The sequence below is a fragment of the Enterococcus rivorum genome (assembly GCF_001742285.1).
In the GTDB taxonomy this organism is placed as follows: Bacteria; Bacillota; Bacilli; order Lactobacillales; family Enterococcaceae; genus Enterococcus_L; species Enterococcus_L rivorum.
This window is the reverse complement of the sequence record NZ_MIEK01000018.1, coordinates 1-15,372: the sequence shown is the minus strand read 5'-3', so window position 1 is coordinate 15,372 and position 15,372 is coordinate 1. Positions and strand designations below refer to the sequence as shown.

General features: G+C 35.1%; 12 protein-coding genes and 1 pseudogene. All 13 read left to right on the top strand.

Features of this window, described 5'->3' with window-relative positions:
- Positions 1 to 30 precede the first annotated feature (30 nt).
- The 13 genes and pseudogenes from BCR26_RS07570 to BCR26_RS07510 all read left to right on the top strand — a co-directional run bounded on the left by BCR26_RS07570 (position 31) and on the right by BCR26_RS07510 (position 15,163).
- Positions 31 to 324, top strand: coding sequence for a UPF0223 family protein (locus BCR26_RS07570; protein WP_069698378.1), 294 nt, complete (start codon positions 31 to 33; stop codon positions 322 to 324).
- Entirely contained in the window at positions 311 to 1,093 is a 783-nt protein-coding gene (locus tag BCR26_RS07565) for an inositol monophosphatase family protein (RefSeq protein ID WP_084387060.1), read from the top strand. Before BCR26_RS07570 ends, BCR26_RS07565 begins: the two co-directional genes overlap by 14 nt.
- A gap of 269 nt (positions 1,094 to 1,362) precedes the next feature.
- Positions 1,363 to 3,198, top strand: coding sequence for a translational GTPase TypA (gene typA / locus BCR26_RS07560; RefSeq protein WP_069698377.1), 1,836 nt, complete (start codon positions 1,363 to 1,365; stop codon positions 3,196 to 3,198).
- 555 nt (positions 3,199 to 3,753) lie between these two features.
- Positions 3,754 to 5,535, top strand: coding sequence for a DNA helicase RecQ (gene recQ, locus BCR26_RS07555; protein ID WP_069698376.1), 1,782 nt, complete (start codon positions 3,754 to 3,756; stop codon positions 5,533 to 5,535).
- Positions 5,536 to 6,077: 542 nt separating this feature from the next.
- Positions 6,078 to 6,380, top strand: coding sequence for an Fpa/YlaN family protein (locus tag BCR26_RS07550; RefSeq protein ID WP_069698375.1), 303 nt, complete (start codon positions 6,078 to 6,080; stop codon positions 6,378 to 6,380).
- 3 nt (positions 6,381 to 6,383) lie between these two features.
- A complete protein-coding gene (locus tag BCR26_RS07545) occupies positions 6,384 to 7,577 on the top strand; it encodes an FtsW/RodA/SpoVE family cell cycle protein (RefSeq protein ID WP_069698374.1) in 1,194 nt (397 codons plus the stop codon).
- Between the two features lie 41 nt (positions 7,578 to 7,618).
- Positions 7,619 to 11,047, top strand: a complete 3,429-nt coding sequence (locus BCR26_RS07540; RefSeq protein WP_069698373.1) for a pyruvate carboxylase — start codon at positions 7,619 to 7,621, stop codon at positions 11,045 to 11,047.
- A gap of 18 nt (positions 11,048 to 11,065) precedes the next feature.
- On the top strand, positions 11,066 to 12,190 hold the full coding sequence (locus BCR26_RS07535) for a CAP-associated domain-containing protein (protein ID WP_069698372.1): 1,125 nt from the start codon (positions 11,066 to 11,068) through the stop codon (positions 12,188 to 12,190).
- Position 12,191: 1 nt separating this feature from the next.
- A complete protein-coding gene (locus BCR26_RS07530; protein ID WP_069698371.1) occupies positions 12,192 to 12,620 on the top strand; it encodes a YlbF/YmcA family competence regulator in 429 nt (142 codons plus the stop codon).
- Complete coding sequence (locus BCR26_RS07525) at positions 12,610 to 12,957, top strand: YlbG family protein (RefSeq protein ID WP_069698370.1); 348 nt, start codon at positions 12,610 to 12,612, stop codon at positions 12,955 to 12,957. Before BCR26_RS07530 ends, BCR26_RS07525 begins: the two co-directional genes overlap by 11 nt.
- 91 nt (positions 12,958 to 13,048) lie before the next feature.
- A pseudogene (gene rsmD / locus BCR26_RS07520) lies at positions 13,049 to 13,618 on the top strand (16S rRNA (guanine(966)-N(2))-methyltransferase RsmD); the annotation flags it as partial.
- Entirely contained in the window at positions 13,611 to 14,105 is a 495-nt protein-coding gene (gene coaD / locus BCR26_RS07515) for a pantetheine-phosphate adenylyltransferase (RefSeq protein WP_069698368.1), read from the top strand. The pseudogene rsmD and the gene coaD, both read left to right, overlap by 8 nt.
- A complete protein-coding gene (locus tag BCR26_RS07510; protein WP_069698367.1) occupies positions 14,105 to 15,163 on the top strand; it encodes a SepM family pheromone-processing serine protease in 1,059 nt (352 codons plus the stop codon). Before coaD ends, BCR26_RS07510 begins: the two co-directional genes overlap by 1 nt.
- Positions 15,164 to 15,372: the final 209 nt, after the last annotated feature.

Sequence of the window (15,372 nt, the reverse complement as noted above, 5' to 3'; positions counted from 1 at the left end):
GATAAACTAGTTTACATGAGGTGAAGTGAAATGAAAGAATATCAATACCCAATTGATTTGGATTGGACAACAGAAGAAATGGTGATTGTAACCAATATGTGGACAGCAGTGGAGGAAGCCAACGAGAAGGGGATTCCTATTACTACTTTTATAGAAAAATATAAACTATTTAAAGAAGTAGTTAAAAGTATTGGTGAGGAAAAACGTTTAGGAAATGAATTTGAAAAGGCATCTGGTTATTCATTATATCGCACGGTTCAACAAGCACGGAAACAAGAAAAAGGCATCTTAAAAATAGGGGCTGAAAGAAATGGCAATAGATAAAAGAATGGTAAGTGAAGTACGAGTGTGGCTGGAAGAAGCAGCTCAGTTTATTCGTGAAAGTTTAGATCACACTATGACTGTAGTGGAGAAATCAGGTCGGACAGATTTAGTCACAAACATCGATGAAGAGACGCAAGAATTTTTAATGAATAAAATACGTAGCCATTATCCTGAAGACAAAATATTAGGAGAAGAAAAAGGGTACAACACGATTGATTCTTTGGAGGGTCGGGTGTGGATTATCGATCCAATTGATGGTACGATGAACTTTGTAATGGAACAAGAAAATTTTTGCATCATGCTAGGGATTTTTGAGAATGGTATCGGACAATTGGGATTTATCTATGACGTAATGAAAAATGAGCTTTACTGGGGTGGCAAAAAACTAGGGGTCTACTTAAATGAAACGCGACTAACTCAACCAGCATTCGGAAAGCTATCGGAAGGATTACTTGGTTTAAATGCACATATGTATGGCGAAAATACCCATTTTGCAAGAGTTCTTGGAAATAAAAGCATGGGTGTTCGAATCAGTGGTTGTGCAGGTCTTGAGATGATTGCGATGCTGAAAGGAAATCATAACGGCTATCTTTCTAACTTAAGTCCGTGGGATTATGCTGCGGGAATTGTTTTACTTGAAGAGTTTGGGTTTAAGTATTCTAATTTAAAAGGAACACCGCTGTCATTTGATGGTAGAGAATATTTTTTAGCAGGTTCACCAGAAACCTATGAAGAAATTTTACACTATGTGTTAGTTAATGGGGCATGAAAAAAATTAACACTCAGCTTTTTATGAAAAAGAACAGTTGAGATACTATTACATATACTAGTAGGGGGATTTTTTCCTCTATAATATTTAATAATTTAAGTAAAAAAGCACTTGAAAATCAGCTGTTTTTCATGAAAATAATGACAAAATGTAAAATTTTCATCATTTTTACATGCTTTAGACTATATTTCATGAAAAAAATTTGCTATAATAAACAGTCGGATTTAATGAGCAAGTGACGCAAGGCAAAAGGATAAGGAGCAATTACATTGAAATTCAGAGAAGATATCCGCAACGTAGCAATCATCGCTCACGTTGACCACGGAAAAACAACATTAGTAGATGAATTATTGAAACAGTCTGATACATTAGAAGGACACACACAATTACAAGAGCGTGCAATGGATTCAAACGCCATTGAAAGTGAACGTGGAATTACAATCTTGGCGAAAAATACAGCCGTTGATTACAAAGGAACCCGTATAAATATTTTAGATACACCAGGACATGCGGATTTCGGTGGTGAAGTAGAACGTATTATGAAAATGGTAGACGGTGTAGTTTTAGTTGTTGATGCCTATGAAGGAACCATGCCTCAAACACGTTTTGTATTAAAAAAAGCATTAGAACAAAAAGTGACACCAATCGTTGTCGTAAATAAAATTGACAAACCATCTGCTCGTCCTGAACACGTTGTTGATGAAGTTCTAGAATTATTTATTGAATTAGGTGCAGATGATGATCAGTTGGATTTCCCAGTTGTTTATGCGTCAGCATTAAATGGAACTTCAAGTGATTCTGATAATCCAGAAGACCAAGAGCCTACAATGGCGTTTATTTTTGACCAAATCATTCAGCATGTGCCAGCGCCAGTTGATAATTCAGATGAGCCATTGCAATTCCAAGTATCACTATTAGACTACAATGATTATGTAGGACGTATCGGTATTGGTCGTGTTTTCCGTGGAACAATGAAAGTCGGAGATCAAGTTGCCTTAATGAAATTAGATGGTAGTGTTAAAAACTTCCGTGTTACTAAAATTTTTGGTTTCTTTGGTTTACAACGCGTTGAAATCAATGAAGCTAAAGCTGGCGATTTAATTGCTGTTTCTGGTATGGAAGATATCTTTGTGGGAGAAACAGTTGCTGACGTTGCTCACCAAGAAGCGTTACCAATCTTGCACATTGATGAACCAACATTACAAATGACATTTTTAGTAAATAATTCGCCATTTGCAGGGCGCGAAGGTAAATTTGTTACTGCGCGTAAAATCGAAGAGCGTTTGATGGCAGAGTTGCAAACAGACGTTTCACTTCGTGTAGAACCAATTGCCCCAGATGCTTGGACTGTATCCGGTCGTGGAGAGCTACATTTGTCTATCTTGATTGAGAATATGCGTCGTGAAGGTTTTGAACTGCAAGTATCTCGTCCAGAAGTAATTGAACGTGATATTGAAGGAATTAAATGTGAACCTTTTGAACGTGTTCAAATTGACACTCCAGAAGAGTATATGGGTAGCGTAATTGAATCATTGAGCTTACGTAAAGGTGAGATGCAAGATATGATTCATACTGGAAACGGACAAATTCGTTTGATTTTCTTAGCTCCTGCTCGAGGATTAATTGGGTATACAACAGATTTCTTATCAATGACTCGTGGTTACGGTATTATGCACCATACTTTTGATCAATATCTACCAATGATTAAAGGAACAATTGGCGGCCGTCATCAAGGAGCGCTTGTTTCTATTGATACAGGTAAAGCTACGATGTATAGTATTATGAGTGTTGAAGAACGTGGAACAGTATTTGTAGAGCCAACAACCGATGTATACGAAGGAATGATCGTTGGCGAAAACAATCGTGATAATGATTTAACAGTAAATATTACAAAAGCAAAACAAATGACTAACGTTCGTTCAGCGAATAAAGATCAAACTTCTGTCATTAAAAAAGCAAAAATTTTGACGTTAGAAGAGTCTTTAGAATTCTTAAATGATGATGAGTATTGTGAAGTTACACCAGAAAGTATTCGTCTAAGAAAACAAATTCTAAATAAAAATGAACGTGAAAAAGCTAGTAAAAAGAAAAAGAACGTAGATTAATTGTCATCTACACTTTGAAAAAGATTGAAACAAAACTAGATCTAGTTTTGTTTCAATCTTTTTTTGCATTAAAGGAAGTAGATAAAAGAGATCCAATGGAGCTAATGAAAATTAATTGGAGGTTTTTTACCGTGATTTTTTTTCTAAATTTGTTGGAATCAATTAAAAAGCTTCTATATTAATGTTCTGTCTATTCTCGTTCAGTATTGTTTGATGCCAGCATCTGGGAGAAAATATAAGTTTCTTATTTAAAAAGGAGATTATATATGTAAAAACCAATAATCAAACTTCCTATAATCGGTGGGGAACCTCATTGATAATTTTGGGATTAAAACCTCATTTTATTGGTTATGTGGATAACTTTCAATAGCTTATCCACATAAATGCGTAATCTATTATTAGAAACCTTGTTAAACAGGCATTTATTATTTCGTTCGTTCAATTGATGTTCCACAAGAGAGTAGATGTTTCACGAATATAAGATGGAGATTGACTTGAACGCAAGAAACTTGCATGTTAGAATAGCAAACAGAGTAAATGAATGGAGACTATTTCATGGTTGATATGAAACAACTATTAAAAGAAAAATTTGGTTATGACGAGTTTCGTCAAGGACAAGAAGAAATCATCAATCATGTGCTGAATAAAGAGAATGTTTTAGGTGTCATGCCTACAGGTGGCGGGAAATCTATTTGTTATCAACTACCAGCGTTGATTTTAGAAAACTTGACGTTAGTGATTTCGCCGTTGATTTCGTTAATGAAGGATCAAGTGGATGCTTTGAATATGATGGGTATACCAGCTGCATTTATCAATAGTAGTATTTCGCAACAAGAAATGAACCTTCGAATACAACAAGCCGTCAACCAAGAAATAAAACTACTATACGTAGCGCCAGAAAGATTAGAGTCTTTTGATTTTCAGCAATTACTATTACATGTTCCGATAGATTTGTTAGCTGTTGATGAGGCTCACTGTATTTCACAATGGGGTCATGATTTTCGTCCAAGTTATTTAAGATTAGCAGAAATTATTGAAGAGTTTCAACAAAAACCAACAGTAATTGCTTTAACTGCTACAGCGACACCGCACGTTGCAGAAGACATTGTGAAGCAACTGCATATCCCTGAAAATAATCGAGTACAAACAGGCTTCGCTCGAGAAAATCTTTCTTTTCAAGCAATCAAGGATCAAAATAGAGATGTATTTTTATTAGAATATTTAAAAATGAATCAAAACCAATCAGGAATTGTTTATGCCAGTACTCGTAAAGAAGTGGAAAGAATTTACCATTTATTAAAAAGTAAGAATATCTCTGTTGGGATGTATCATGGCGGAATGGCTGAAAAAAAGCGGAGTGAAAACCAAGAACAGTTTCTTTTCGATCGAGTACAAGTTATGGTAGCTACGAATGCTTTTGGAATGGGAATTAATAAAAGTAATGTCCGTTTTGTAATCCATGCGCAAATTCCAGGGAACATAGAATCTTATTACCAAGAGGCAGGACGTGCAGGAAGAGATGGATTACCAAGTGATGCCATTTTACTTTATGCGCCACAGGATTTACAAATCCAACAATATTTTATCGATCAATCGGAGATGACGATTGATTATAAGCAAAAAGAGTATCTGAAACTTAGAGAAATGTCTCAGTATGCCAACGCACAAATGTGTTTACAAAAATACATCTTACGCTACTTTGGCGAAACGGGCGTCAACTGCGGTCGCTGCTCTAATTGTTTAGATGATCGAGATTTGGTAGATATTACCGTAGATACTCAAAAAGTCTTATCTTGTGTAAAACGTATGGGAGAAAAATTTGGAAAAGGGCTTGTTGGTAAAGTGTTAACCGGCTCTAAAGATCAAAAAATTGAACAGTGGCAGTTTAATAAATTGCCAACATACGGTCTAATGAAAGATCGTACTCAAAAAGAAGTCAATCAATTAATTGATTATTTAACGGCAGAAAGATTTCTCGTTCCTTCAGATGGGCAATTTCCTTTATTGTCGGTATCTCCTCTAGGGGTTAAAGTTCTAAAGGGAGAACAAACCGTTTCTCGTAAAGAAGATCGAAAAGTCAAAAAAGTTACAGCGTTGAATGATGCGCTTTTTGAACTATTAAGAGCATTGAGGATGGACTTAGCCCAAGAAGCGGGAGTCCCTCCGTATCTTATTTTTTCAGATAGTACCTTAAAAGAAATGTGTGAAAAATTACCAGAAAATTCCATTCAGTTATTGCAAATTAAAGGTGTTGGACAAAATAAGTTAGATAAATATGGAGAGCAGTTTTTGAATGCAATCAAGGAGTTTGAAATACCAGAAAGTGGCGATGAGTAACTCTTGCTCATCGTTTTTTGTATAAAATATAGATAACGCAGATAATTACTGTTAGAATATAAATGGATCTCGAAAAAGTGCTTTTTTATGATAGAACAATAGAATGTAATTGTTTCGGAAGCTTATTTTTTTAGTTTAAAGCTTAAAACCTTCAAGGATTGATTGTATTCCATAGAAGAAAGAGGAAGAATGCACAATGACGGACAAGACAAAAGTAGATATCTCCGAAGATAGTTAAGAACGTTATGCTTAAAGATTTACAAGTACTGCTAAGAATACTAGAAGTCAAAGACAGGAAGATGACTGGTGAAAGTTATCGGTGACGGTTCCATTTCCTTTATAAAAATTAATAATTGAAAATGAGAAGACTGATGACAGATGAAATAACTGAAATCGGTCTTTTTAAAAAATAAATAGACAAAAAAGAATCAGATAGTAGGAATGTTAGAAATTTTTAAAACAAATTTTTTTCAGAAAATTTTTGTGAATAAGATTAAGAATTATGCTATAATTACATAATTAAGATGGGAGGTTGAGTGCAAATGGAATCTATTTCAAAAGAGTTTGCCGTTCAACTATTAAATGATGATGCAGAAAGAATTATGATGTTGATCAAGAACCAGAAAAATAGTATGTGTATCTCACAATGTAAAGCTTTTGAGGAAGTAGTGGATACCCAAATGTATGGTTTTTCACGTCAAGTTACTTATGCAATACGAATTGGAATATTAAGTTCAGAGGATGGACATCAGTTGCTTAGTAGGTTAGAAAAGCAATTGAATCAATTATATAGTGATGTATATGAAGAAACACAAGATAAAAAAGAACTTGGCAAGGAGGTTTAAACTTTGCCAAAAAAAGTTAATAAGCGACATTTGTTAGATTATAGTATCGGAATACCATATATTTTATTGAGTATTATTGGATTAATTATGGTTTATAGTTCAACTTCAACCTATGCACTGAAACAAGGTAAATCAGCGGCTTCAATGGTTACGAATCAATTTTTATTCTGGATAGTTAGCCTCATAGCCATATTTTTTATTTATAAGATGAAGACAAGTGTCTTTCAAAATAAAGGATTTATTATGTTTGCAATTACAGTTGTATCTGTATTGTTGTTACTTGTTAAATTTACTCCGTTAGGTTCAAATATCAATGGAGCTGATGGGTGGATTTCAATTGGTAGCTTCAATATGCAGCCGGCGGAGTATTTAAAAATCATGGTGATTTGGTATTTGTCTTATATCCTTGCCAGAAGGCAGCGATATATTGATAAAGAATTTAAAAAAGCAGTTTTTCGACCAATGCTTCTAGTTGGTTCGTTAATTTTTTTAGTTGCTATTCAACCTGACTTTGGTAATGCGGCAATTATCACATTGATTGCGATCGTTATTATATTAGCAAGTGGCATTAATTATATGTATACGTATATTGCAGGTGGGGTAGGAATTATAGGTAGTATTGCTGCAATCGAATTATTGATATTGTCAGGTGGTAATTTTATTCCGGCTAAATATAAGTATATTTACAACCGTTTTGCCATATTTACTAATCCATTTGTGGATGAGAGAAATTTAGGGCATCAATTAGCGAATTCATATTATGCGATGAGCAATGGCGGTTGGTTTGGTAAGGGATTGGGAAATAGTATCCAGAAAAAAGGTTTTTTACCTGAGGCGTATTCTGATTTTATTTTTTCTATTACTATGGAAGAGTTAGGTTTAGTAGGCGCATTGGTTATCTTAGCAATTTTAATGTTTTTAATCGCTCGTATTATTTTAGTAGGTGTTCGTTCAAAACGTCCATTTAATGCACTAATGTGTATTGGAATAGGTACAATGATGTTGTTACAAGTTTTTATTAACTTAGGAGGTCTGACAGGAATAATTCCATTAACTGGAATCACTTTTCCGTTCTTAAGTCATGGAGGCAATAGTTTGCTTATAACATCAATTTCTGTTGGTTTTGTCCTAAACATCAGTGCCGATGAGAAAAGGCAAAAAATGGAGCAAGAATATCACATGTTAACAATGCAATAAAAAAATAAATTGAAGGTTAAATAACTGGTAGGAGTGAAAGAATGAAAAAAGTTTTAGTAGCAAATCGTGGAGAAATTGCCATTCGTATTTTTAGAGCCTGCACAGAAATGCATATCGGGACAGTTGCAATCTACGCAGCTGAAGATGAATATTCTGTTCATCGTTTTAAAGCGGATGAATCGTATTTAGTTGGTAAAGGAAAGAAACCAATTGAGGCTTATTTAGACATGGATGATATCATTAGAATTGCCAAAAAATCTGGTGCAGATGCAATTCATCCTGGTTATGGTTTCCTTTCTGAGAATTTGGAGTTTGCTAAGCGATGTGAACAAGAAGGACTTACTTTTGTTGGTCCAACGTTACATCATTTAGATATTTTTGGGGATAAGATTAAAGCGAAAGAAGCAGCCGTTGCAGCAGGTATTGCATCCATCCCAGGATCAGATGGACCTGTTGATTCCGTAGAAGACGTGTTGGCTTTTGGAAGTACTCATGGATTCCCGATTATGATTAAAGCTGCTTTAGGCGGTGGCGGTCGAGGGATGCGTGTTGCTTATGATGAAAAAGAAGCAAGAGATGGCTATGAACGGGCGAAAAGTGAAGCAAAAGCAGCCTTTGGTTCTGATGAAGTTTATGTTGAAAAATATATTTCCAATCCTAAACATATTGAAGTTCAGATTTTAGGAGATAAACATGGAAATGTGATTCATTTGTTTGAACGTGATTGCTCTGTGCAACGCCGTCACCAAAAAGTCGTAGAAGTAGCGCCTTGTGTTTCAATGGATGAGAGGCAACGAAAAGAAATTTGCGATGCAGCTGTTCAATTAATGAAACATGTCGGTTATATAAATGCTGGAACAGTAGAGTTTTTAGTTGAGGGAGATCATTTTTACTTTATTGAAGTTAATCCTCGTGTTCAAGTAGAGCATACCATTACAGAAATGATTACAGATATTGATATTGTTGTTTCTCAGCTACAAATCGCTCAAGGGTTGGATTTGCATAAGGATATGAAAATTCCACAACAAGACGATATTATGTTAAATGGAGCGGCAATTCAGTGTCGGATTACGACAGAAGATCCATTAAATCATTTTATGCCTGATACAGGTAAAATTGATACGTATCGTTCGCCAGGTGGTTTTGGGGTTCGATTAGATGTGGGGAATGCGTATTCAGGGGCAGTAGTGACCCCCTATTTTGATTCTTTACTAGTAAAAGTATGTACACATGGTCACACCTTTGAAAAAGCTATCCAAAAAATGCAACGTTGCTTAAAAGAGTTTAGAATTCGTGGTGTAAAAACCAATGTACCGTTTTTACAAAATGTTGTCAGTCATCGTCAATTTGAAACAGGGGAAGCAAAAACAACCTTTATTGATAGTACGCCACAATTGTTCGAATTTCCTAGAGTAAGAGATCGTGGCAACAAAACGATGAAATACATTGGGGAAGTTACTGTAAATGGTTTCCCTGGAATTGAAAAAACAACGAAAAAATATTTTGAGGTTCCTAGAATTCCAACCGATTTAGAGCTTCGTAAAGATTATGTTACAGCAAAAAATATCTTAGATAAATCTGGCGCACAAGGTGTTGTTAATTGGATAAAAGAACAAGAAAATGTTCTACTGACAGATACAACTTTCCGTGATGCTCATCAAAGCTTGTTAGCAACTAGAGTGAGAACACAAGATTTCAAAGAAATTGCACGTTTAACTGACGAAGGAATTCCAGAACTATTTTCTAGCGAAATGTGGGGTGGAGCAACCTTTGATGTGGCGTATCGTTTCTTAAATGAAGACCCTTGGCAAAGACTTAGAAAAATTCGTCGTTTAATGCCTAATACACTGTTACAAATGCTGTTTAGAGGCTCAAACGCAGTTGGTTATCAAAACTATCCTGACAATGTTATCGAAGAGTTTATTAAAGAATCTGCTAAACAAGGAATTGATGTTTTCCGTATTTTTGATAGCTTAAATTGGCTGCCTCAAATGGAGAAAAGCATCCAGTCTGTCAGAGATACTGGTAAGATTGCTGAAGCGGCAATTTGTTATACTGGTGATATTAATGACCCAACAAGAGCGAAATATAACGTCCAGTACTATATAAATATGGCGAAAGAACTTGAAAAAATGGGTGCTCATATTATTGCAATTAAAGATATGGCGGGCTTATTAATGCCTCAAGCTGCGTATCGACTAATTAGTGAGTTGAAAGCGACCACCGATTTACCTATTCATTTGCATACACATGATACAAGTGGAAATGGTATCATCACATACTCTGCAGCGACTAAAGCAGGAGTAGATATTGTCGATGTAGCAACTAGTGCAATGAGCGGAGCAACTGCTCAGCCTAGTATGAGTAGTTTGTATTACGCTTTAGTAAATGGCGCACGTACACCAGATATTAATGTTGATAATGTCCAAAAAATCAATCATTACTGGGAAGATGTGCGGATGTATTACAAACCATTTGAAAATGGCTTGAATGCACCACAAACGGAAGTATACATGCACGAGATGCCAGGAGGACAGTATACAAACCTTCAGCAACAAGCAAAAGCAGTTGGGCTTGGTAACAAGTGGGATGATATTAAGAAGATGTATCACACTGTCAACCTGATGTTCGGGGATATCGTAAAAGTAACTCCTTCTTCTAAAGTGGTTGGAGATATGGCGCTATTTATGGTACAAAATGATTTAACTGAAGAGGATATATTCAATCATGGAGATGAATTAAGCTTCCCAGAATCGGTTGTAACATTCTTCCAAGGAGATTTAGGTCAGCCGGTAGGTGGTTTCCCTAAAGAATTACAAAAAATCATATTAAAAGGTCGACCAGCATTCACAGAACGACCTGGAAGTTTGGCAGCCCCAGTTAAATTTGATAAAGTGAAAGAAGAATTAGCAGAAAAAATCGGTTTTGAGCCAAAATTTGAAGAAGTTTTAAGTTATTTAATGTATCCTCAAGTCTTTTTAGATTATCAAAAATCTTATCAAATGTTTGGGGATGTAACGCTTCTTGATACACCGACATTCTTTAATGGGATTCGTCAAGGAGAAATTGTTGAAGTTCAAATCGAAAAAGGAAAAAATCTAATTATTCGTTTAGATGAAGTTGGAGATCCTGATATCGAAGGGAATAGAGTGTTGTTCTTTAACCTAAATGGACAACGACGGGAAATTTCAATTAAAGATATGTCCATTAAATCAACGGTTCAAACAAAACGTAAAGCTGAACCAACCAATAAAGAACAAATTGGTGCAACTATGTCAGGCTCGATCCTTCAAGTATTAGTTAAAAAAGGGGATAAAGTTAAAAAAGGCCAAGCACTGTTGGTTACTGAAGCGATGAAAATGGAAACGACCATCGAAGCTAGATTTGATGGGGTAATTGAACATATCTATGTTATTGAAGAAGAAGCAATTAGTTCTGGAGACTTGTTAATTGAAGTGAAAGAAAAATAATCTAAAGTGGGGAAAAAGATGAAACGACTTTTAGCTTTCATAACCGTATTCTTTACAGTTTTAGTGATTGGCTACTTACAGCCAGTCTTTTTCCCTGCTGAAAAAGAACAACCAAAAATACAAAGCAGTGGGCGGGATACCGCTCACAATGCTTTACCTTATGAAAAAATTAGAACATCGGGATATGCTGTTTATGTTGAGGGAAAGACTTCTGAGTTCATTGAAAAATTTGGAGAACCTAAAGAAAAAAAAGCAACCAATTTTGACTATGAACTTTGGATTTATGGTACACAGGATAGCGAGTATCTTGAAGTGAATGTACGCAGTGAACGAATTTTAGCTATTAAGGCGTTTAATGAGACGGAACATACAAAACCCTTCAATCTTGATATGACTTTATCAGAAGTATCGGAACTAACAACAATTTATTCCAACTTTGCTTTTACATATGAAAGTCAAAAATATGATATAGAGTTAACCGAAGAAGATATGAACTATCGGCCATTGATAGCATTTGATAACGATACATTTGCCATTTTATTTTTTAATCAAGGTAGTGGTGAGTTAACTGCAACAGTCTATTTAAACGATGAAATGTTGCTAACTTTGATGCCTTATCAATTATACGAAGGAGAGCCGCTATCGGTTCAAGTAATTAAGTCAGATGAGTCGCTTAATTCAGAAAAAAGCCAGCAATTAATTCGAGTAATTAACCTTATAAAAATGAGAGAAGGCTTACCTTCCTATTACGTTAATACAGAAAGTCAAAAAAATGCTAAAATGTTATACGAGCTGTTACAAAAAGATCAAAAATCAATTATTTCAAGTGACCGTTTAGAAAACTGGAATCAAAGTCAACAAGAAAATCTTGCGACGGTTTCCTTTACTTTAACAAATGAGGAATATCAGAAGTTACTAAAAATGAGCCCTATAGATCAAAGAAAAGCAACTGGGATTTTTACAGAACCTGTTTTTGATCCCTCTTTCACAGCTCTTTACTGGTTCTCAGATTCTTTATATCACTCTCGATTCGCTCATCAAGAAAATGAGAACATCGGCGTTGCATTTTCCAAAGAAAGTGTGTTAGTCTTATTACAAGAGGCTGAAAATAAAAAGACACAAACAACAGAGGAAAGTGAATAGCATGATAGTTACAGAACAACTTTTTGAATTAGAAGATCAGGCGGAAAAGCTTGTAGAGACCCTTTTGACAAGCAATACGTTTAAAACATATAAAAAAAACCGCAGAAACATGTATGCATCACCGGAAGTTATCAAAAAACAAGCTGACTTCTTATCTGCAAAAGAAGATTTTGAAAAAATTGAAGCCTATGGAAACCATGCACCTGATTTCCGAAAGAAGCAACGAGCAGTTAGGCAAGCGAAACGAGCATTGGACATGACGGAAGAAGTAGCTGAGTTTCGTTTTTCTGAAACGGCTGTTCAATCAGTCTTAGATGCTATTAGTTTAAATATTGCTAAGAATATCTCTGAAGAAATCAAAGTGGATGTCGGTAATCCTTTTTTTGAAAAAGGAAACCATGGTTGTGGAGGAAATTGTCATGCAAGTTAATGAAGAAAAGGAATTTGTCATTCAAAAGCGACGCTGTCTAGTCGTTTGGGTATATAGTTTGAAACAATTGAAAGTGCTGAAACGTTATGGTTTAATTCAATATATTTCTCGAAGAATGAAATATGTCATGATTTATATGAATGAAGAAGAAATTGAGATGGCAGAAACAAAAATTAACGGGTTACACTTTGTTCGTAAAGTAGAGCGTTCTTATCGTCCAGATGTTGAAATGAATTTTGCGGAAAAAATTGGCACCAAAGCTGCTTATCAATACGAAGATGAAGGATTTGAAGTGGAAGAGATCGGTACTCAGATTCGTTTAGCAGAAAATGTATAAACGTAAAGATGAAAAATGTTAGAGAAATTCAAACATTTTTCATCTTTTTTTTCATTATATTTGATATACTAAGAGCAGTTTAAAGGAGCGTGATACGATGCGTGTTATTTCAGGGGAATATGGAGGTCGAAGATTAAAAGCCTTAGATGGTGAAAACACTCGGCCTACAACAGATAAAGTGAAAGAATCAATTTATAACATGATTGGTCCTTATTTTGATGGAGGTAAGGTGTTAGATCTTTATGCGGGAAGTGGTGGTTTGGCCATTGAAGCAGTGTCAAGAGGGATGGATTTAGCTATTTGCATTGAAAAAAACTTTGCAGCCATTAAAGTGATTAAAGAAAATATATTAATGACTAAAGAAACAGAAAAGTTTATTGTAAAAAAAATGGATGCCAACAAAGCAATAGATCAATTAAAGCTGGATGGTTATACTTTCGATTTAGTTCTTTTAGATCCTCCTTATGCGAAACAGGAAATAGAAAAGCAACTAAGTAAAATGTTGACGCTAGATTTGTTAACAAAGCAAGCTACCGTTGTTTGTGAAACCGACAAGCAAGTTGTTTTGCCAGAAAAAATCGGTCAATTGAAAAAATATCGTGAAACAGTCTATGGTATTACTCAAATAACAATCTATGAAATGGAGGACAATGATGACTAGAATTGCTCTATTTCCGGGAAGCTTTGATCCTTTGACGAATGGTCATTTAAATACAATTGAAAGAAGTTCGAAATTATTTGATAAAGTGATCATTGGTGTTTTTGTTAATACAAATAAAAAATCATTGTTTTCTTTGGAAGAGAAAATGTTGCTGATTAAACAAGCAACTAGTTTTTTAACGAATGTCGAGGTTGTTGCACAAGAATCAACTTTGACGGTGGAAGCAGCGAAAAAATTAGGTGCGAGCTTTCTGATTCGTGGTATTCGTAGTGTAAAAGATTATGAATATGAGAGAGATATTGCTACAATGAATCATCACCTTGCGCCAGAATTAGAAACGGTTTTTCTATTAGCTGATGAAAAATATACGCATATTAGTTCCAGTTTATTAAAAGAAGTATTACAATTTGGAGGAGATGTTTCGACTTATCTTCCTTTGGTAGTCAGTGAAGCTCTAAATCAGAAGAATCGTGAGATGAAAAAATAATGGAAAATCGCAAAGAAAAGCTGTCAATTAAAGCAATGCTGCCCTTATTATTTACGCTATTAGTAATCGGGGGGATATTAATTCCTCTTCCTTACTACATAGAAGGGCCAGGTACAACAGAAAACTTGAAGCAGTTTGTTACAGTGGATAATAAACAGGATACCCAGTCAGGGGCGTTTTACTTAACGACAGTTAGTGTGAGACGAGCAACATTATTTACAGCAGCGAAAGCAAAACTATCAAAATTTGAAGATTTAATTAGTAAAGAAGAGTTGATGGGCTCTAGCTCAAATAGTGAGTACAATCGAATTCAACAATATTATATGGATTCTTCTAAAAATGCTGCGATTGAACAAGCTTTGAAGTTAGCTGACGTTCCCTACAAAATGGATTTTAAAGGAGTCTATGTGTTGGGAATCGATAAAAGTTCCAACTTTTATGGGAAAATTTCGGTTGGAGATACGGTCATTAGTGTAGATGGAAAAAACTTTAAGAGCAGTGAAGAATTTATGGATTACGTAAAAAGTCAAAAAATTGGACAAGAAGTGACGATTAGCTTTTTACAAGACGGCATCGAAAAAGAAGCAACAGGAAAATTAATAGAACTACCTACAGACAAAAAGGCTGGGATTGGTATAGGCTTAACTGACCATACTGAGATAAAACCTTCAATTCCGGTAGAAATTAATGCAGGGGATATTGGTGGTCCATCAGCAGGTCTGATGTTTACTTTAGAGACTTATGAACAGTTAACAGGTAAAGGGATTCGAAAAGGGCATGACATCGCTGGGACAGGAACGATCAACAGTCAAGGGATCGTTGGACGAATTGGTGGTATCGATAAAAAAGTAGTTACTGCTAGCGAAAATGGCGCAGAAATCTTTTTTGCCCCAGATGATGAAATTACTAAAGAAATGAAAAAAGAAGAACCGAAAATCAAAACAAATTATCAAGAGGCTAAAGAAGCGGCCGCAAAAATTAATACTACCATGAAAATTGTACCCGTAAAAACAGTTCAAGATGCTTTGGACTATTTGGAGACACTAAAAGAGAAATAAATTAAAAAGACGTTTCCTTTTTAAAAGAAAAAAGTAGTTGACTCGAAATCATTTCATTTCTGTAAAGTAAGAAAAATGTTGTTTTGATCCTAACTTTTAAACGTTCTATAAGGAGAGTGGGACAATAGTCAGAAATACATCTGATTGTTGCCTCACTTTTTTGATTTCTAAAAAAAGAGAATGTTCCGTTTAAAAAACAAGAGGGATCA